The sequence below is a fragment of the Xanthomonas sp. CFBP 8445 genome (assembly GCF_025666235.1).
Lineage (GTDB): Bacteria > Pseudomonadota > Gammaproteobacteria > Xanthomonadales > Xanthomonadaceae > Xanthomonas_A > Xanthomonas_A indica.
Genome location: NZ_CP102594.1, coordinates 1974001 through 1993284 on the forward strand (window position 1 = coordinate 1974001; position 19284 = coordinate 1993284).

General features: G+C 70.3%; 17 protein-coding genes. 9 read left to right on the plus strand and 8 right to left on the minus strand.

Features of this window, described 5'->3' with window-relative positions; all coding sequences use genetic code 11:
• Positions 1 to 3: 3 nt before the first annotated feature.
• Positions 4 to 1131, minus strand: coding sequence for a tRNA epoxyqueuosine(34) reductase QueG (gene queG / locus NUG21_RS08335; RefSeq protein WP_263392787.1), 1128 nt, complete (start codon positions 1129 to 1131; stop codon positions 4 to 6).
• A 23-nt stretch (positions 1132 to 1154) separates the two neighbouring features.
• Between queG and NUG21_RS08340 the strand changes: the two genes are divergently transcribed.
• From NUG21_RS08340 to NUG21_RS08365, 6 genes are all read left to right on the plus strand, one after another.
• Positions 1155 to 2642: an NAD(P)H-hydrate dehydratase gene (locus NUG21_RS08340; RefSeq protein WP_263392788.1), complete on the plus strand. Its 1488-nt coding sequence runs from the start codon at positions 1155 to 1157 to the stop codon at positions 2640 to 2642.
• Positions 2639 to 3121, plus strand: coding sequence for a tRNA (adenosine(37)-N6)-threonylcarbamoyltransferase complex ATPase subunit type 1 TsaE (tsaE, locus tag NUG21_RS08345; protein WP_263392789.1), 483 nt, complete (start codon positions 2639 to 2641; stop codon positions 3119 to 3121). Before NUG21_RS08340 ends, tsaE begins: the two co-directional genes overlap by 4 nt.
• An 80-nt stretch (positions 3122 to 3201) precedes the next feature.
• Positions 3202 to 4782 carry an N-acetylmuramoyl-L-alanine amidase gene (locus tag NUG21_RS08350; RefSeq protein ID WP_263392790.1) on the plus strand — a complete coding sequence of 527 codons (1581 nt, stop codon included), beginning with the start codon at positions 3202 to 3204 and terminating at the stop codon, positions 4780 to 4782.
• 134 nt (positions 4783 to 4916) lie between these two features.
• On the plus strand, positions 4917 to 6797 hold the full coding sequence (gene mutL, locus NUG21_RS08355; RefSeq protein WP_263392791.1) for a DNA mismatch repair endonuclease MutL: 1881 nt from the start codon (positions 4917 to 4919) through the stop codon (positions 6795 to 6797).
• Positions 6797 to 7726: a DUF1684 domain-containing protein gene (locus NUG21_RS08360; protein ID WP_263392792.1), complete on the plus strand. Its 930-nt coding sequence runs from the start codon at positions 6797 to 6799 to the stop codon at positions 7724 to 7726. The genes mutL and NUG21_RS08360 overlap by 1 nt, the downstream gene beginning before the upstream one ends.
• 13 nt (positions 7727 to 7739) lie before the next feature.
• Positions 7740 to 8720, plus strand: coding sequence for a TraB/GumN family protein (locus NUG21_RS08365; RefSeq protein WP_263392793.1), 981 nt, complete (start codon positions 7740 to 7742; stop codon positions 8718 to 8720).
• Between the two features lie 447 nt (positions 8721 to 9167).
• Here the strand turns inward: NUG21_RS08365 and phaR are convergent, their stop codons facing one another.
• The 3 genes from phaR to gluQRS form a co-directional block, all read right to left on the minus strand.
• Entirely contained in the window at positions 9168 to 9680 is a 513-nt protein-coding gene (gene phaR, locus NUG21_RS08370) for a polyhydroxyalkanoate synthesis repressor PhaR (protein WP_019797456.1), read from the minus strand.
• Positions 9681 to 9888: 208 nt separating this feature from the next.
• Positions 9889 to 10629 (minus strand): beta-ketoacyl-ACP reductase, encoded by a 741-nt coding sequence (locus NUG21_RS08375; RefSeq protein ID WP_160945973.1) that lies wholly within the window; start codon positions 10627 to 10629, stop codon positions 9889 to 9891.
• Positions 10630 to 10684: 55 nt separating this feature from the next.
• Positions 10685 to 11611 carry a tRNA glutamyl-Q(34) synthetase GluQRS gene (gene gluQRS, locus NUG21_RS08380; RefSeq protein ID WP_263392794.1) on the minus strand — a complete coding sequence of 309 codons (927 nt, stop codon included), beginning with the start codon at positions 11609 to 11611 and terminating at the stop codon, positions 10685 to 10687.
• A gap of 103 nt (positions 11612 to 11714) precedes the next feature.
• Here gluQRS and htpX point away from each other — a divergent pair, with 103 nt between their 5' ends.
• Entirely contained in the window at positions 11715 to 12599 is an 885-nt protein-coding gene (gene htpX / locus NUG21_RS08385) for a protease HtpX (RefSeq protein ID WP_242084591.1), read from the plus strand.
• 82 nt (positions 12600 to 12681) lie between these two features.
• Here htpX and NUG21_RS08390 read toward each other — a convergent pair whose 3' ends face one another.
• The 3 genes from NUG21_RS08390 to NUG21_RS08400 form a co-directional block, all read right to left on the minus strand.
• Entirely contained in the window at positions 12682 to 14754 is a 2073-nt protein-coding gene (locus NUG21_RS08390) for a GGDEF/EAL domain-containing response regulator (RefSeq protein ID WP_263392795.1), read from the minus strand.
• Positions 14755 to 14989: 235 nt separating this feature from the next.
• Positions 14990 to 16186: a BaiN/RdsA family NAD(P)/FAD-dependent oxidoreductase gene (locus tag NUG21_RS08395; protein ID WP_263392796.1), complete on the minus strand. Its 1197-nt coding sequence runs from the start codon at positions 16184 to 16186 to the stop codon at positions 14990 to 14992.
• Positions 16183 to 16728, minus strand: coding sequence for a YaeQ family protein (locus tag NUG21_RS08400; protein WP_019796343.1), 546 nt, complete (start codon positions 16726 to 16728; stop codon positions 16183 to 16185). Before NUG21_RS08400 ends, NUG21_RS08395 begins: the two co-directional genes overlap by 4 nt.
• Positions 16729 to 17214: 486 nt before the next feature.
• Between NUG21_RS08400 and NUG21_RS08405 the strand changes: the two genes are divergently transcribed.
• Together NUG21_RS08405 and NUG21_RS08410 are read left to right on the plus strand one after the other, a co-directional pair.
• Positions 17215 to 17424 carry a cold-shock protein gene (locus tag NUG21_RS08405; protein WP_019796342.1) on the plus strand — a complete coding sequence of 70 codons (210 nt, stop codon included), beginning with the start codon at positions 17215 to 17217 and terminating at the stop codon, positions 17422 to 17424.
• A gap of 207 nt (positions 17425 to 17631) precedes the next feature.
• Positions 17632 to 18321 (plus strand): glutathione S-transferase family protein, encoded by a 690-nt coding sequence (locus tag NUG21_RS08410; protein WP_160945979.1) that lies wholly within the window; start codon positions 17632 to 17634, stop codon positions 18319 to 18321.
• 33 nt (positions 18322 to 18354) lie between these two features.
• Here the strand turns inward: NUG21_RS08410 and NUG21_RS08415 are convergent, their stop codons facing one another.
• Complete coding sequence (locus tag NUG21_RS08415) at positions 18355 to 19248, minus strand: alpha/beta hydrolase (RefSeq protein ID WP_160945980.1); 894 nt, start codon at positions 19246 to 19248, stop codon at positions 18355 to 18357.
• Positions 19249 to 19284: the final 36 nt, after the last annotated feature.

Genomic DNA, 19284 nt, shown 5'->3' on the forward strand with positions numbered 1-19284 from the left:
CGCCTATCCTCGCACGTCCGCTTTCGGCGCCGGTGATGCCGGCGCTGGCGCCCCACGGGTCGGCGCCTGCGCATGTTGCGCCAGTGCCCATTGCACGTGCTCGCGCACCAGCGGCGAGGGATGCTGCGCGCGCGCACCGAGCGCGGCCAGCACCTGCGGGGTGGTCGGCGCATTGCCCAGCGCCACCGCCAGATTGCGCAGCCAGCGCTCATGGCCGCTGCGGCGGATCGCGCTGCCTTCGGTACGGCGCAGGAACTCGTCTTCCTCCCAGGCGAACAGCTGCGCCAGCGTGGCCTTGTCCAGCTCGTTGCGCGCGCGGAAGTCGGGCTCGTCGCTGCGCTTGGCGAACTTGTTCCAGGGGCAGATCAACTGGCAATCGTCGCAGCCGAAGATGCGGTTGCCGATCGCCGGGCGCAGGTCTTCCGGAATCGCGCCGTCGTGCTCGATGGTCAGGTAGGCGATGCAGCGGCGCGCATCCAGCCGGTACGGCGCGACAATCGCCTGGGTCGGGCAGACGTCGATGCAGCGCGTGCAGGTGCCGCAGTGCGCGCTGGCCGGCGGGTCGATCGGCAGCGGCAGATCGACGTAGATCTCGCCGAGGAAGAACCACGAGCCGCCGTTGCGGTCGATCAGGCAGGTGTGCTTGCCGATCCAGCCCAGGCCGGCGTCGCGCGCCAGGGCGCGTTCGAGCACCGGCGCCGAATCGACGAACACGCGGTGGCCGAACGGGCCGATCTCGTCCTGGATGCGCTCGGCCAGCTTCTGCAGGCGGTTGCGCATCAGCTTGTGGTAGTCGCGGCCCAGCGCATAGCGCGCGACGTAGGCGCGCTCGCCGTCGCGCAGCGTGTCCCAGGCCGCGTCGTCGTCGTTGCGGCCATAGTCCAGGCCCACCGAGATCACCCGCAGCGTGCCCGGAATCAGCTCCGCCGGGCGCGAACGCTTATCGCCGTGCTGGGCCATCCAGTGCATCGTGCCGTACAGGCCCTGTTGCAGCCAGTCGCGCAGATGCGCCTCGTCCTGCTGCAGCTCGATCCCGGCGATGCCGCAGCGCTGGAAGCCGAACGTCCGCGCCAGCGCGCGGATGCGCGCGGCGGCGGCGTGGGGATCGGCGATGTCGAGACGGGCGGACATCGCGCAAGTATAGAATCCCGTGCATGTACGACTGCTTCGATCTCTACGCCACCGCGGCCGCGCGCCGCATCGATGCGCAGGCCACTGCGCTGCTCGGCGGCGACGGCTACACGCTGATGCAGCGCGCCGGCCAGGCCGCGTGGCAGACGCTGTTGCAGCGCTGGCCGCAGGCGCAGCGCATCCTGGTGGCCTGCGGCAGCGGCAACAACGGTGGCGATGGCTACGTGCTGGCGCGGCTGGCGCATCGCGCCGGGCGCCAGGTGCGGGTGCTGCAGTTGCCGGGGCGCGGGCCGCAATCGCCGCTGGCGCAGCGCGCCTGCACCGACTACATCGGTGTCGGCGGGCGTATCGAGGAGTTCGACGCGGCATTGGCGCCGGCCGACGTGGTGGTGGATGCGCTGCTCGGTATCGGACTCAATCGCGCCCCCGATGCTGAATTGTCGGCGTTGCTCGGTGCGCTCGGCGGACTCGGCGCGCCGGTGCTGGCGCTGGATGTGCCCAGCGGCGTGGATGCCGAGACCGGCAGCGTGCCCGGCGCGGTGTTGTCGGCGACGCTGACGTTGCAGTTCATCGTCGCCCACGCCGGCTTGCATACCGGTCCGGCCCTGAACCATGTCGGCGAGCGCGCGCTGGCGACGCTGGAGGTGCCTGCCGCCGCGTTCGCCGATTGCGCGCCGCGTGCGCAGGCCTGGACCGTCGGCGCCCTGCGCAGCCGTCTGGCGCCGCGTCGGCAGGACAGCCACAAGGGCGATTCCGGCCATGTGCTGTGCGTCGGCGGCAATCTCGGCAGCGGTGGTGCGGTGATGCTCAGCGCCGAGTCGGCCCTACGCAGCGGCGCCGGCCTGGTCAGCGTGGCGACCCGCAGCCCGCACGTGGCGCCGCTGCTGGCGCGCTGTCCGGAGGCGATGGCGCATGCGGTCGACGATGCGAAGGCCTTGGCGCCGTTGCTGCGCAAGGCCAGCGTCGTCGCGCTCGGTCCCGGGCTCGGCCAGGACGCCTGGGCACAGGCGCTATGGCAAGCGGTGCTGGCCGACGAAGCCCGTGCGCTGGTGCTGGACGCCGATGCATTGAACCTGCTCGCGCAGGCGCCGCGCCCCGTCCCGCAGGCGGTGCTGACCCCACATCCGGGCGAGGCCGGGCGCCTGCTCGGCCTCGCGACCGCCGAGGTGCAGCGCGATCGCTTTGCGGCCGCCGCGGCATTGGCCGAGCGCTACCAGGCCGCGGTGGTGCTGAAGGGGGCCGGCAGCCTGGTCGCCGCGCCTGGGCAAACGCCGCGGGTGATCGCCGCCGGCAATCCCGGCATGGCGGTCGGCGGCATGGGCGATCTGTTGACCGGGGTGATCGCCGCGCTGCGCGCACAAGGCCTGCCGGCGTTCGAGGCGGCCAGCGTCGGCGCCCTGCTGCATGCCGGTGCCGGCGACCACGCGGCCGCTGCGGGCCAGCGCGGGCTGCTGCCCACCGATCTGTTGCCGGCGCTGCGGCGCCTGTCCAATCCGGAATCCGCCCCATGAGTGTCACCTTGTTCCTGCCCGACAGCGAGGCCACCGAACGCCTCGGCCGCGCGTTGGCCGCCACCCGCCCGGCGCAGGCCTCGGTGCATCTGCACGGGGATCTGGGCGCCGGCAAATCGACCCTGGCGCGGGCGCTGCTGCGCGCGCTCGGCGTACAGGGCGCGATCCGCAGCCCCACCTACACCCTGGTCGAGCGCTACCCGCTGGCCGATGGCGAGGCCTGGCACCTGGATCTGTATCGCATCGGCGCGGCCGGCGAACTGGATTTCCTGGGGCTGGACGAGGGCGGGGCCACGCTGTGGCTGGTGGAGTGGCCCGAGCGCGGCGGCGACGTGCTGGCCCCTGCCGATCTGGACGTGCGGCTGGCGGTGCGTGGCGAGGGGCGCAGCGTGGCCCTGCAGGCGCGTACCGACGCGGGTGCCGCCTGGCTGGCACGGGTGGCCGAACAGGCCGACTTGCAGGGACTTTTTGCCGGCTGACGCTAGAAAGTGAAGGCAGGTTATGGATTATTAAGGGAAAACCGCTTGCCTTTGGCTCCCGGCGATGTTTGAATCGCGTTATGCGCCCGGGGACCCGTTTTTTCGCCAGTTTCGCCGCTGCCGCAGGCTGGTGCCTGGCGGCACAGACGGCGTTCGCCGGGCAGGTGCAGTCGGTCTCGCTCGATAACGGTGCCACCGGCACCCGCGCCGAGATCCGCCTGCAGGGCAGTGGTGGCTTCAGCACGCTGTCGCTGGCCAATCCCAACCGTCTGGTTGTGGATCTTCCCGATTCCTCCGCCGCCAAGGGCCTGAAGCTGCCGGCCGGCGGCGGTGTGGTGAGCGCGGTGCGTACCGGGCATCCGGTGCCGGGTACCTTGCGCATCGTGTTCGATCTGAGCAGTTCGGTAGTGGCGTTCAAGCCGCAGATGCAGACCGTCGGCGGCAGTTCGGTGCTGGTGATCGAGTGGCCGGGCGAGGCGCCAGCGGGCAGGGCGGTGGCTGGCGAGGCGCCGGCAGCCGCGACCCCGGTGCCTCAAGCCGCTCCCGTCCCGGCGCCCAAGCCGGCGGTGGATGCGCGGGCCGAAGCGGCGCGCGCGACCGCGGCGCTGACCTCGTCGGTGGTACAGCGTGCCAGCCAGCCCGCGCCGGCCCCGGTGCCGCCGCCCGTGACGAGCACGCCCGCGCCGACGGTGGTGGCGTCCGCGCCGAGCGCTGTCGCGGTGGTGCCCGGCCGTCCCACGCCCGGCGTCGTGCCGCCGCCGGCCCCCACGGCAGTCGCGCCACCGGCGAACGAGCCCTCCGAGCGGGACGATGCGGACGACGACGCAGCGGTGGCCGCGGCCGCCGAGGCGCGCCCGGTGATGCCGAGCGCGGCGTCGCGGGTGAAGATGGCGCCGGGCATGCGTCCGCTGATCGTGGCCATCGATCCCGGCCACGGCGGCCAGGATCCGGGCGCCAGCGGCCCGACCGGCAAGCACGAGAAGGACGTGACCCTGGCGATCGGCCGCGAACTCGCGCGCCAGATCAATGCCACGCCGGGCATGAAGGCCTACATGACCCGCACCACGGACGTGTTCATTCCCTTGCCGATGCGTGCGCAGAAGGCGCGAGCGGCAAAGGCCGACATCTTCATCTCGATCCACGCCGACGCCGCCGAGAACCGCAGCGCGACCGGTTCCTCGGTGTACGTGCTGTCGACCAAGGGCGCGTCGTCGCAACGCGCGCGCTGGCTGGCGGACAAGGAAAACGCCGCCGACCTGATCGGTGGCGTGCGCCTGCAGAAGACCGACAGCACCCTGGCCAACGTGTTGCTGGACCTGGCCCAGAGCGGCCACATGAAGGCCTCCGAAGACGCGGCCGGGCATGTGCTCGGCGGGCTGAAGCGGATCGGCAACAACCACAAGCCCGAGATCGAGCGCGCCAACTTCGCGGTGCTGCGCACCTCGGACATGCCGGCGATGCTGGTCGAGACCGCCTTCATCTCCAACCCGGACGAAGAACGCCGGCTGACCGATCCGGCCTACCAGCGCCGCATCGCCGGCGCCGTGCTCGATGGCGTCAGCACCTTCTTCACCCGGCAGCCGCCGCCGGGCACGCTGTTCGCCGCGCGCGCGCAGGCCGAGGCGGAAGCGGCCAGCACCGTGGCCGGCGGGAGCCGCTGAGGCGCTATCATTCACGGCTGATCCTCGATGACGGCGTCCGCGCCGCAAGCCGTGCCGATGTCCTTTCCCTGCTGTCGTTTTCGTCCCGTCGCCAAGACCGCTGCGCGCCATCGCGTGCTGAGCGCGACGACAGCATGAGCATCCGTCAGCTGCCCGAGATCCTGATCAATCAGATCGCCGCCGGCGAAGTCGTCGAGCGTCCGGCCTCGGTGGTCAAGGAGCTGGTGGAGAACGCGCTGGACGCGGGCGCGCACCGCGTCGACATCGACCTGGAAGAGGGCGGCGTGCGCCTGATCCGCATCCGCGACGACGGCGGCGGCATTGCGCCCGAGGAACTGCCGCTGGCGGTGTCGCGGCATGCGACCAGCAAGATCGCCTCGCTGGACGACCTGGAATCGGTGGGCACGCTCGGGTTTCGCGGCGAGGCGCTGCCGTCGATCGCCTCGGTCAGCCGCTTCACCCTGGCCTCGCGGCGTGCCGGCGACGAACACGGCGCCGCCCTGCAGGTCGACGGCGGCAAGGTCGGCGAGGTGCAGCCGCGCGCGTTGCCGCAGGGCACGCTGGTCGAGGTGCGCGAGCTGTTCTACAACGTGCCGGCGCGGCGCAAGTTCCTGCGCGCCGAGCGCACCGAACTGGGCCACATCGAGGAGTGGCTGCGTTCGCTGGCGCTGGCGCGGCCGGACGTGGAGCTGCGCGTCTCGCACAACGGCAAGCCGTCGCGGCGCTACAAGCCCGGCGATCTGTATTCGGATGCGCGCCTGGGCGAGACCCTGGGCGAGGACTTCGCAAAGCAGGCGCTGCGGGTGGATCACAGTGGCGCCGGCCTGCGCCTGCATGGCTGGATCGCGCAGCCGCATTATTCGCGTGCCAGTGCCGACCAGCAGTACCTCTACGTCAACGGCCGTTCGGTGCGCGATCGCAGCGTCGCCCACGCGGTGAAGATGGCCTACGGCGACGTGCTGTTCCATGGCCGCCAGCCGGCCTATGTGCTGTTCCTGGAGCTGGAACCCGCGCGGGTCGACGTCAACGTGCATCCGGCCAAGCACGAGGTGCGCTTCCGCGACGCACGGCTGATCCACGATTTCGTCTACCGCACGCTGCAGGATGCGCTGGCGCAGACCCGCGCCGGCAGCCTGCCCGGCACGCTCGGCGCTGACGCGGCGGCAGCCGTCCCGGCCGCGGGCGCCGCTGGCTGGGCGCCCGCAGGCATGCCCGGCGGCCGCAATAGCGAGAGTGGTAGCGGGCAGGGCGATGGCTACGGCGCGCAGTGGCGTCCGGCGCAATCGCCGCTGGGCTTGCGCGTGGAAGAGGCGCCGGCCGCGTATGCGGCGCTGTACACGCCCGCCGCGGACGCGGGAAGCGCCGCCGGCCTGCCGCGGCAGACCCAGGATCCGGCCGGCGGCCTGCCGCCGACCGCCGCCGACAGCGGCGTGCCGCCGCTCGGCTACGCCATCGCGCAGTTGCACGGCATCTACATCCTGGCCGAGAACGCCGACGGCCTGATCGTAATCGACATGCATGCCGCGCACGAACGCATCGGTTACGAGCGCTTGAAGACCGCACACGATGGCATCGGCCTGCACGCGCAGCCGCTGCTGGTGCCGATCACCCTGGCGGTCGGCGAACGCGATGCCGATACCGCCGAACGCGAGGCGGAGACGCTGGCCGCGCTCGGCTTCGAGGTCACCCGCAGCGGGCCGCAATCGCTGCACGTGCGCAGCATTCCGGCGTTGCTGGCGCAGGCCGAGCCCGAGGCCTTGCTGCGCGACGTGCTCACCGACCTGCGCGAACATGGCCACAGCAGCCGCGTCGCCGGTGCGCGCGACGCGCTGCTGTCGACCATGGCCTGCCACGGCGCGGTACGCGCCAACCGCCGCCTCACCGTGCCGGAAATGAACGCCTTGCTGCGCGACATGGAAGCCACCGAGCGCTCCGGACAATGCAATCATGGGCGTCCGACCTGGGCGCGGTTCACCCTGGGCGAGATCGATCGTTGGTTCTTGCGGGGGCGATGATGGACAAGCGGGTATGGACGACGGCGCTGTTGATAGCGCTTGTCGCCTTGGGTGGCTGCGGCAAGCAGGTGCCGGCAGCGGCCGCGCCGAACGCATTGGACGCGCAGTTTGTGTCTGAAGAACAGGCCTGGCGCGCGCAGCGCCAGCGCGAACTGCAGGCGCCGGATGGCTGGACCAGCCTGGTCGGCCTGCACTGGCTGGAATTGAAAGACCACTACATCGGCAGCGGCCCGGACAGCGGTATCCGCCTGGCGGTGGGGCCGGCGCGAATGGCGCTGGTGTCGCAGGCGCAACGCGAGGTGTATCTGACCCCCGAACGCGGCGCCGGCCTCAGCGTCGCCGGTGCGCCGGTGCAGGGGCGGATCCGTCTGTACAGCGACCACGACCCGCAGCCGACGGTGGTCGACTTCGACGACGGCAAGGGCAAACTCAGCCTGATCGAGCGCGGCGGCCGCTACGCGCTGCGGGTCAAGCACGCCGATGCGCCGACCCGGCTCAGTTTCACTGGCGTGCCGTACTGGCCGCTGGCCGAATCCTGGCGGGTGCATGGGCGCTTCGTACCCAATCCGCCGGGCACTACCCTGCCCATCGTCGACATCATCGGCGTCACCACGCCGTCGCCCAATCCCGGCGCGCTGGAGTTCGAGCGCGGCGGCAAGCGCTACCGCCTGCAGGCGATCGGCGAACCCGGCCAGCCGCTGTTCGTGGTGTTCGCCGACCGCACCAGCGGCCACGGCAGCTACCCGGCCGGGCGCTTCCTGGACGTGGACGCACCCGCAGCCGACGGCAGCGTGGTGTTGGATTTCAACCGCGCCTACGACCCGCCATGCGCGTTCACCCCGTTCGCCACCTGTCCGCTGCCGCCGCCGGAGAACCGCCTCGACCTGGCGGTGGACGCCGGCGAGAAGGCCTACGCCGCCGCCCATTGAACCGAGGATGCCGATGACCCCATTCCCGCGCCCGTTGCGCCGCCTGCTGCTGGGGCTGTCGTTGTGCCTGGCCCTGCCGGCACTGGCCCGCACGCCTCCGCCGGTGGCCGCGACGCCTGTCGCACCCGCCGCCGCTGCGCCCGCCGTGGCGGCGCCCACGCCGTTGTTGTGGAAGGTCAGCGGCCCGCGCGGCACGCTGTACCTGCTCGGCTCGTTCCACATGCTCAAGGCGGAGGACTATCCGCTGGCGCGCGAGGTCGATGCGGCCTATGCGGCGTCGCCGCGGTTGCTGTTCGAACTGGCGCCGAAGGACGTGGACGCGCCGCAACTGGGCGCGCAGATGCTGCAGGCCGCTCAGCGCCACGACGGCAAGCGGCTGCAGGACGACCTGGACCCGGCGACGTGGGAGCGGCTGCGCCGCTACGCCGCCGGCCACGGTCTGCCGCTGGCGCAGATGAGCGGCTTCGAGCCGTGGTTCGTCGGCCTCAGCATCAGCATCGCGGACATGAAGGCGCAGGGCCTGCAGGCCGATGCCGGGCTGGACCGCCACTTCATGACCCTGGCCCTGCAGGACGGCAAGACCGCCGAGGGCCTGGAGACCGCACAGGCGCAGATCGACCTGCTCGACGGCATGGACCCGGTGGAGCAGAAGCAGATGCTGATCGAGGCGCTGGGCGACGCCGAGCAGGGCGCGGCGCAGACCCTGCGCCTGCACGACGCCTGGCGCCGCGGCGACGAACGCCAGCTGTGGCAGGAGATCGGCGCGCAGATGAAGCGCGACTACCCGCGGCTGTACCAACGCATCGACGTGGAGCGCAACCAGGCCTGGCTGCCGCGCCTGGAGCAGCGCCTGAAGGACGACGGCGGCGACACCCTGGTGGTGGTCGGTGCGCTGCACCTGCTGGGGCCGGACGGCGTGGTCGACGGCCTGCGCGCGCGCGGGTACAAGGTCGAGCGGATCTGCGCGAGCTGCAAGCCGGCGAGGTCGCGCTGAGTCAAACGCGCGTCCCACGCCTATCAGCGTGCGGCCGTACCCTCATCCGCCCCTGCGGGGCACCTTCTCCCGGTGGGAGAAGGGAAGAGCCAAGCCCCTCTCCCACCGGGAGATGGGTTGAGGTGAGGGTAGGGCGCGAAGCGCCCCGCCGAATCGAATCCGCTAGGCTTCGCTCGACCCTCATCCGCCCCTGCGGGGCACCTTCTCCCAGTGGGAGAAGGGAAGAGCGAAGCCCCTCTCCCACCGGGAGAGGGGTTGGGGTGAGGGTAGGGCGCGAAGCGCCTCGCCCAACCGAATCCGCAGGCTTCGCCCGACCCTCATCCGCCCCTGCAGGGCACCTTCTCCCAGTGGGAGAAGGGAAGAGCCAAGCCCCTCTCCCACCGGGAGAGGGGTTGGGGTGAGGGTAGGGCGCGAAGCGCTCCGCCGAACCTCACCCGCGCGCAGACCTCAGCGCGGACGCGACTTCGGAGCGGCGCCGGCCGGCGGTTCGCCGGGCTTGCTGGTGCCGGCGGTCGGGCGGCCGAAGCCGGCGCCGAGGTTGCGCTGGAACTCCTGCCACAGCTCCAGATTCCGCTCGGTGAGCTGGTTCATCATGGTCCACGGGGTCTGCCCCAGCAGATTGCCCATCTGCTGGCGGAACTGCTGCTGCTGGTCGAGGAACACCTGCATGCTGCGCTCCAGGTAGTTGCCCATGAAGCCCTGCAGCGAGTCGCCGTAGAAGCGGATGATCTGGCTCAGCAACTGCGTGGACAGCATCGGTTCGCCGTCCTGTTCCTGGTCGGCGATGATCTGCAGCAGCACCGCGCGGCTGAGGTCTTCGCCGGTCTTGGCGTCGCGGACTTCGAATTCCTCGCCGTCGATGATCAGCTGGCGGACGTCTTCGATGGTGATGTAACTGGAGATCTCGGTGTCGTAGAGGCGGCGATTGGGATACTTCTTGATGATGCGAATCTCAGCCATGAAGCGGTCGCTCTGTGACGGTAGACGCGCAGCATGGCGCAGCGCAGCAGGGCTTGCAACCGCCGTTCCTGCCTGAACACGCGGGTGCAGCATAAAAATCATGCTGCGCAGCATTCGCGGCGCCGCGAAGGCGCCCGCCGCCGTCAGCGGCCGCCTGCGGGTAGCGTTACCTCGCGCGATAAGGCCGCCGACTGAGCAATTCAGCCGCTCACCACCCCATATGGTGGCCGCCGTTGATATCCAGGTTCGAGCCGGTGATCCAGGCCGCTTCCTCGGCGACCAGGAACGCCACCGCGTAGGCGATTTCCTCCGGCTTGCCGAGGCGCCCGGTGGGAATGTCGGCGGCGATCTTGGCGCGGACTTCCTCCGGCACCGCCATCACCATGTCGGTGGCGACGTAGCCCGGCGAGACCGTGTTGACGGTGATGCCGTAGCTGGCGTTCTCGCGCGCCAGCGAAATCGTGAAGCCGTGCATGCCGGCTTTGGCCGCGGCATAGTTGGCCTGGCCGTACTGGCCCTTGAGGCCGTTGATCGAACTGATCTGGATGACCCGGCCCCAGCGCTGCTGGCGCATGCCTTCGATCACCGGGCGGGTGACATTGAACACCGAGTTGAGGTTGGTGTTGATCACCTCGTGCCATTGCTCGGCGGTCATCTTGTGGAACGTGGTGTCGCGGGTGATGCCGGCGTTGTTGACCAGGATCTCGACCGGGCCGAGCTGGCGTTCGACCTCGCGGACCAGGGCCTGCGCATGCTCGGGCGAGGCGACGTCGCCGGGAACGATGGCCACGTCATGGCCGCGCTCGCGCATGCGTTGCTGCCAGGCCAGCGCCTTGGCCTGGTCGCGGTAGTTGCTGGCCACACGGTGGCCCTGCGCGGCCAGCCGCTCGCAGATCGCGGTTCCGATGCCGCCGGTGCCGCCGGTGACCAGCGCAACGCGTGATGTCATGGATGTCGCTCCGGATGAAGAAAGTGGGGGCCGCACCGCGGCCGAGGGTCCGATTCTAGTCAGCCTCGGTGTCGCTGGGGATAGCGGCCGCCACCTGCGCCGCATCGTCCACCCCTCGGTCCTGCACGGACAGCCGCGCCGGGTCGAAGGCGCGCAGCGCCGCGGCCAACAGCGCCGGCACCGAACCGGCGCCCGCCAACGCCGCCGGCGGTTGGCCCAGCGTCGCCCAGGCCAGGCGCAGCGCCGGCAGCGGGTCGGCATCGTCCAGCGGCAGCGCCGCGTGCGACTTCGACAGCTTGCGGCCGTCGGCGCCGAGCAGCAGCGGCAGGTGCAGGTAGCGCGGCGTCGGCAGGCCCAGCGCACGCTGCAGCAGGATCTGTCTTGGCGTGGAATCGAGCAGGTCGGCGCCGCGCACCACGTCGGTGATGCCTTGCGCGGCATCGTCGACCACCACCGCCAGTTGGTAGGCCCAGCAGCCGTCGGCGCGCAGCAGCACCACATCGCCGACCTCGGCATGGACGTCCTGGGTCAGCCGGCCGCGCAGGGCGTCGTCGAAGGCGACCACGCTGGCCGCACCCGGCGACACGCGCAGGCGCAGTGCCGGATGCGCCCGCGCCTGCATCGCCACGCAGGCATGGTGCACGCCGCCTTGCGCCGCCAGGTCGCTGCGGCTGCAACTGCAGGGGAAGGCGAGGCCGGCCTGCAGCAGCCGCTGCGCCGCGTCGCGGTACACCGGGTCGCGTTCGCTCTGCCGCAGCACCGGTCCGTCGGCCTCCAGGCCGCAGGCGCGCAGGCTGGCCAGTTGCCGCTCGGCGGCGCCGGGCACGCTGCGCGGGCGGTCCACGTCCTCGATGCGCAGCAGCCATTGGCCGCCGGCGTGGCGGGCCAGCAGCCAGCTACCGAAGGCGGCGAGCAGCGAACCCAGGTGCAGCGGGCCGGTGGGCGAGGGCGCAAAGCGGCCGCGGTAGGGGGGCGGTGACATGGACAAGCTGAATCCTCGGTCAGGTACGCGCTTGAATTCAAGCGGCCGACCCCGCAGATTCGCGCCAATCCTTCCATTTAATCAGTGCGGAGCCCACGCTCACATGTTCAATCGCATCGTCCTGTTCCTCATCACCAACCTGGCGGTGCTGGTACTGGCCGGCATTGTCATGTCCGTGTTCGGGGTCAACCCGAACCAGATGGGCGGCCTGCTGGTGATGGCCGCGATCTTCGGCTTCGGCGGCTCGCTGGTCTCGCTGCTGCTGTCCAAGTTCATGGCCAAGCGCGCCACCGGCGCGCAGGTCATCACCGAGCCGCGCAACCACACCGAGCGCTGGTTGCTGCAGACCGTGCAGCGCCAGGCGCAGGCCGCCGGCATCGGCATGCCCGAGGTCGCCGTGTACGACGGCCCGGAGATCAACGCCTTCGCCACCGGCGCCAACCGCAACAACGCCCTGGTCGCGGTCTCCACCGGTCTGCTGCAGAACATGACCGAGGACGAGGCCGAGGCGGTGCTGGGCCACGAGATCAGCCATATCGCCAACGGCGACATGGTGACCATGGCGTTGCTGCAGGGCGTGCTCAACACCTTCGTGATCGTGCTGGCGCGGGTGGTCGGCGGCGTGGTCGACAGCTATCTGTCGGGCAACCGCGACGGCCGCCGCGGCCTGGCCTACTACGCGATCGTGATGGTGCTGGAACTGGTGTTCGGCCTGTTCGCGACCATGATCGCGATGTGGTTCTCGCGCTACCGTGAGTTCCGCGCCGACGCCGGCGGCGCCAGCCTGGCCGGCCGCGGCAAGATGATCGCCGCGCTGCAGCGGCTGGAGCTCAACCACGGCCAGAGCACGCTGCCGTCGCAGGTGCAGGCGTTCGGCATCGCCGGCGGCCTGGGGCAGGGCCTGCGCAAGTTGTTCATGAGCCACCCGCCGTTGGCCGAGCGCATCGCCACCCTGCGCGCCGCGCAGGTCAACGCAACTGTGAGCTGATCCACCGTGGGATCGAGACGCCGACCGGCGAAGCCGGTCGGCGCTTTGCGAATCCCAATCCCCGATCCCGAATCCCGGCCCCTCAGGTAAAATCGAAATTCATCCCCGGCCCGGCCAGGCCGACGAACTCGCCTTGCACGTAATCGACGCCGGCACTGAACAGCAGGCTCATCGAAGTCGCGTCGGAGACGAACTCGGCGATGGTGCGGATGCTCGCCGACTGCGCGCGTGCGGTGATCTCGCGGATCTTGTCCTGGTGTTCGCGGGTCTGGGTCAGGTCCTGGGTGAAGCCGCGGTCCAGCTTCAGGAACGAGGGCTGGAAGTGCGCCAGCAGTTGGAACGAATCCAGGCCGGAGCCGAACTGCTCCAGCCCGACCTTGCAGCCCAATGCGGTCGCGTCGGCCAGGAACTGCTGCGCATTGCGCAGGTGGGTGAAGACCTTGGCTTCCGGCGTCTGCAGCCACAGGCGGTCGCCGGGCACGCCGTGCGCGGCCAGCTCGCGCCGGATCAGGTCGACCATCTGCGTGTCGGCGAAGGCCTCCGGGCTGACCTTGACCAGCAGGCTGGTGGCGTGGCCGGCGCGTTGGCGTTCGCCGATCACGGCGATCGCGCGGGCGACCACCCAGCGGTCGATCTCGGCGGTCAGGCCATGCTCGGCGGCGATGCCGAGGAAGGTCGACGGGCCGATCAACTCGTCGTTGCGCTCCATGCGCAGGTAGGCCTCGTACAACTCGTGCTGGTCGCCCTGCAGGTTCAGCACCGGCTGGTAGTGCAGCAGGAAGCCATCGCCGGCCAGGGCCTCGCGCAGGTGCTGCACCCAGCGCTGCACGCGCTCTTCCTCGAGCCGGTCGGCCGCGCCGGGATCGAAGATCTTGCAGGCATTGCCGCCGAGTTCGACGGTGGCCTGCACGTTCTCGCTGGCGCGGGCCAGGACCTGGCCGACGCTGGCGATCTTCTCGCCGATCTGCACGCCGCCGATGCTGACGGTGACCGTGGCCGAGCGCTCGCCGACGCTGAACACGTGGCTGGCGTAGGCCTGCAGCAGGCGCTCGGCCAGCGCCGCGGTGCGCGCGTAGTCGCCTTCCAGCAACAGCGCGAAGTTGTGCTCGCCGAAGCGCGCCGCCTGCACGTCGCCGTCGATGGCCGCGGCCAGGTGCTGGGCCAGCGCCGCGACCAGCGCGTCGGCCGAGTCCAGGCCGATGTCGGCCAGCAGCCGCGCGTAATGATCCGGCTCGACCAGCAGGAAGCCGTACTGGCCTTCGCCACGGCCGACCTGGGCCACCGCCGTTTCCAGCGCCAGCATGAAGGTCGGGCGGTTGAGCAGGCCAGTGACCTGGTCGCGCTGGCGCAGGTCCTCGACCTCGCGCGCCAGTTCCGGGTCGAACTCCTCGCGGCGGCGGAACACCACCTGCACGCAGGCCTCGCCCTCGTAGCTGGCGGTGGCGAATTCCATCGTCGCCGGAAAACTGTCGCCTTCCAGGGTGCGTGCATCGACCTGGTACTGTGCCGGCGGCGGCTCGCCCTTGCTGAGCGACTTCAGCAATTGCTTGAAGCCTTCCACGTGTTGCGGGGCGACCATGTCCAGCAGCGACACGCCTTCGACGTCGTCGAACGTGTCGAACCCGAACATCTCCAAATAGGCGTCGTTGGCGCGGATGTGCATGCCTTCGTGGATGTAGGCGATCGGGTCGCGCGAGGAGGCGATCAGCGCGTCGCAGCGGCGCTCGGTCTCGCGCATCTGCGCCTCGATCCGGCGCAGCCCGCGCCGCGCCTGCAGATCGGCCCAGGTGGTACGGACCACCGCCAGCAGGTGCTCGGGGCGCTGCCGCAGCGCGATCGCGCGCGCGCCGCCGGCCACGGCCTCCAGCCATTCTTCCTCGTCGATGCGTTCGGCCAGCACGATGACCGGGATGTCCTTGCCGCTGGCCGCGACCCTTTGCAGCACCTGCGGCAAGGGGATCGACTGGGCCTGCGCGCTGAGCACCAGGTCGATCGGCTGGGCGGCCAGCATCGCCCCCAACTCCTCGGCGTGCTGCGGCCGCGACGGGCGCACGGCGATGCCGCTGTTGCGCAGGCTGCTGACGATCGCCTCGGCGTCTTCGCCGCTGTCGTCGACGATCATCAGGCGGAGGGTGATGTCTTTGCCTGTGTGCATGAAGCCTCCCGGGGACGGGGTTTAATACACGATGGCCGCTGCGGCGTCCATGGATGAGGGGCCGGGATTGGGGATTCGGGATTGGCAAAGGCGGGTTCGCGATGTCTGAAGGTGCGCGTGTTATCCAAGGCCGACCAAGATGAGGGGAGTAGGCCTTGGCGAATCCCCAATCCCGAATCTCCAATCCCCGCTTCACCGCCAATCCCGAATCCCGAATCCCCAATCCCGGCGGCGGTCACGCCGCCATGCCAGCCGCATGGCCCGAGGCCCAGGCCCACTGGAAGTTGTAGCCGCCCAGCCAGCCGGTGACGTCGAGCACTTCGCCGACGAAGTACAGGCCAGGCACGCGCCGCGATTCCATGGTCGAGGACGACACCTGATCGGTGTCCACGCCGCCCAGGGTGACTTCGGCGGTGCGGTAGCCCTCGGTGCCGCTGGCCACCAATGGCCAGGCGCCGAGCAGTTCGGCGGCGGCGCGCAACTGCGGCTCGTCCAGTTGGCGTACCGGCTTGTCCGGCAGCCACACCTCGCATAGCCGCTGCGCGAAGCGGCGCGGCAGCGCCTCGCCCAGCACCGTGCGCAGTTCGGCGGCGCCGCGCAGGCGTTTCTGTTCGCGCAGCCAGGCCGCGGCGTCCTGCCCCGGCAGCAGGTCCAGCCGCAGGTCGTCGCCCGGCTGCCAGTAGGAGGAGATCTGCAGGATCGCCGGGCCGCTGACCCCGCGGTGGGTGACCAGCATGAAGTTCCGGAAGCTTGCGCCGTTGCACCTGGCCTCCACCGGCAAGGCCAGGCCCGAGAGGTCGTGCAGGCGTTCCTGATGCTTGCCGCTCAGGGTCAGCGGCACCAGCCCGGCACGGGTCGGCAGCAGCGCATGGCCGAACTGCCGCGCCAGCTCGTAGCCGAAGCCGCTGGCGCCGAGGCTGGGAATGGACAGGCCGCCGGTCGCCACCACCAGCGAATCCGCATGCACCGGGCCGTCGTCGGTGTCCAGGCGGAAGCCCTCGCTGCCGCGCTCGACCGCGCGCACGCTGCAGCTGGTGCGCACCGTCACCGCGGCCGCGGCGCACTCGTCCACCAGCATGCGCACGATCTGCTTGGAGGAGATGTCGCAGAACAGCTGCCCCAGCTCCTTCTCGTGATAGGCGATGCCGTGGCGTTCGACCAGGTCGATGAAGTCGGTGGGGCGGTAGCGGGCCAGCGCCGACTTGCAGAAGTGCGGGTTGGCCGACAGGAAGTTGCCCGGTCCGGTGCCGGTATTGGTGAAATTGCAGCGGCCGCCGCCGGACATCAGGATCTTCTTGCCGACCTTGTTGGCATGGTCGATCACCCGCACCCGCCGCCCGCGCTGGCCGGCGGCGATCGCGCACATCAGCCCGGCGGCGCCGGCGCCGATCACCACGACATCGGTGCGGAGGGGGGCGGTCCCGGCGCTCATGTCGCGGCTTTGCGCACCGTGGGCACGAACACGACGCTGCCGTTGTCGCCCAGCCACTGCACTTCGCCGTCCTGGATCATCACGTCGAAGCGCATGCTGCGCTGGATCAGCTCGGCCGCGGCGGCGACCGCGTCGGCCGGCAGGTCGATCACCTGCACCTGCTTGAGCTTGCCCAGCGCCGAGGCGTTCTTGTCCCACCAGATGTCGGCGGCGCGGCCGCCGTAGTTGGCGACCACCACCGAGCGCGCCCGGCCGCAGGCCTTGCGCACCCGCGATTCGTCGGGCTGGCCGACCTCGATCCATTGCTCGATGGCGCCGGTATAGTCCATCCGCCACAGGTCGGGCTCGTCGTCGCTGCTCAGGCCCTTGCCGAACAGCAGGCGCTCATCGGCGTACAGGGCGAAGGTCAGCAGGCGTGCCATCAGCCGCTGGTCGGTCTCGGACGGGTGTTGCGCCAGGGTCAGGGAATGGGCGGCGTAGTAGCCGCGGTCCATGTCGGAAATCTGCAGCTCCGCCTTGCGGAGAGTGGCGGTGAGGGCCATGCGGCTACCGGGATCGAGGGCGCAATAGGATACGGTGTACAGCGGCGCCGGGCCTGGACCGTGCTTGGGACGCAGGAGATGGGTGCCGGGCGCGGGCTTCGCCGAGGCGAGCGGGGTGCCAATCGGCTGACGCGGACGCATTCTGCAGGTCGCAGGGTCATCCGCCGTTGCCCGGTACGCGGGCGGATTTGCGCAGTTTCCGCGGATCGGCAGGCGGATCGGCCGCGCTGGCGCTAACTTTAGGGTTGGGTTCAGCTTCCTTGTGGTGGATCCCGGTTTGTCTACACAAACATGTCGCTTTTTGACCGCGACCCGCGTATGGTGACCCCACTGTGTTTGCTAGAGTCACCGTGAATCGTGGCTTGGTGCAGTAGATCTCGCGATCCACTTCATCGTTCCGCTCGCTTTACTAACGCCTGCAACTCAGTCTCGGCCTCGATTTCCGATGGCTGCGATTTCTTCAATTCAATGTTTCAGGAGTTAGCAATGTCTGATCGTCAGAACGGTACCGTGAAGTGGTTCAACGATGCCAAGGGCTTCGGCTTCATCACCCCGGAAAGCGGCCCGGACCTGTTCGTGCACTTCCGTGCCATTCAGGGCACCGGCTTCAAGTCGCTGCAGGAAGGCCAGAAGGTGACCTTCGTCGCCGTGCAGGGCCAGAAGGGTATGCAGGCTGACCAGGTGCAGGCCGTCTAAGGACGCCCGCCACCGCAAGGTTGCCAGACGCCGGAAGCGCAAGCTTCCGGCGTTTTTGTTTGGGCGATCGGTTGTCTCGGGCATCGGTCGCGTCGCCTGCGGCGGCACCGCGGCCATGTCGCAGGCGCAGCGGCGATACGCCTGCATGCGCGGGTTCACACCTGCATCCGGCTACCATGGCCGCCCCCGAGTTCCGGAGCCGTCGCCATGATCACCGTGCATCACCTCAACCAGTCCAGGTCGCAGCGCGTGCTGTGGTTGCTGGAGGAACTGGCGCTGCCGTACCAGGTGGTCAAGTACCAGCGCGATCCCAAGACCATGCTGGCGCCGCCGGAACTGCGCGCCATCCATCCGCTCGGCAAGTCGCCGGTGCTGGTGGACGACGGTCATGTCCTGGCCGAGTCCGGGGCCATCCTGGACTATCTGGTGGATCGCTACGACACCGGCTGCACGCTGTCGCCGGCGCCGCAGCCGCTGGATTCGCCGGAGCGCCTGCGTTACCGCTACTGGATGCACTACGCCGAGGGCTCGGCGATGCCGCCGCTGCTGATGAGCCTGGTGTTCGGGCGGATCCGCTCGGCGAAGATGCCGTTCTTCGCCCGGCCGATCGCCAAGGCCATCGTCGACAAGGCGATGCGTGGCTTCGTCGGGCCGCAGGTGCGCCTGCACCTGGACTGGATGGAGCGCGAGCTGGCCGAGACCGGCTGGTTCGCCGGCGACCGCTTCACCGCCGCGGACGTGCAGATGAGCTTCCCGGTGCAGGCCGCGGCGGCGCGGATCGGCCTGCAGACGCATCCGAACCTGGCCGGGTTCGTGCAGCGGATCGAGCAGCGTCCCGCCTACCAGCGCGCGCTGCAGCAGGGCGGCCCGTTCGAGTTGCTCGGCAGCGCGGACTGAGCCTGGCGTGCGTCGGTCGCGGCGCTGGCCGGGTCAGGGCGCGGCGGGACGCGCCGGGCAGGCGCGCACGAAGGCGATGCTGTCGGCCATGACCGGCAGCGCCGGGTCGTCCTTGCGCAGCGCCAGCACCAGGCGCATGTGGCCGACGCCGGGATAGGTCTTCAGCTCCGCCGGCACCCCGACGCGTTGCAGCGCGGCCTGCAGCGACTGGCTGTTGTGCGGCTCCACCACCGTGTCGGCGTCGCCGTGCAGCAGCAGCGCCGGCGGCTCGTCGCCGTCGACGAAGTTCACCGGTTGCGAGCGCCGCTGCTGCGCCGGGTCCTGGCCGAACATGCCGATCAGGTCCGGGTCGGTCAGCGGCAGGAAGTCGTAGGGGCCGGCCAGCCCGACCAGGCCGCACAGCTGCCGCGGCGACAGGCCTTGCGCCTGCAGCCAGTGGCCATCGGTGGCCAGCAGTGCGGCGATGTGCGCGCCGGCGGAGTGGCCCATCAGCACCAGCCGTTGCGGATCGCCGCCGTAGTCGACGGCATGCCGCTGGCTCCAGGCCACCGCGGTGGCGGCGTCGCGCATGAAGCCGTCCAGGGTCACCTGCGGATACTTGCGGTAGTCCGGCACGATCGCGACCACGCCGTGCCGCGCCAGCGCTTCGCCGGCCCAGCGGTAGCTCTGGCGGTTGCCGGTCTTCCAGGTGCCGCCGTGAAAGAACACCACCACCGGCGCGTGCTGCACCCCGGCCGGGCGGTACACGTCCAGCGCCAGGCCGTGCGCGGCGTCGTAGACGATCCCGCGTTGTTCGCTGAGGCCGTGCCGCGAGGAACTGGCGTTGAGGCCGCCGAAGAACAGGCTGCTGCAGGCCGAGACCAGCAGCGAGGACAGGGCGATCAGGGCATTGCGGGGCCAGCGGGGCGGAGACGGACGGTCGGACATGGGCGATCCCGGAGAGGAGCGCGGAGCATGCCCGAT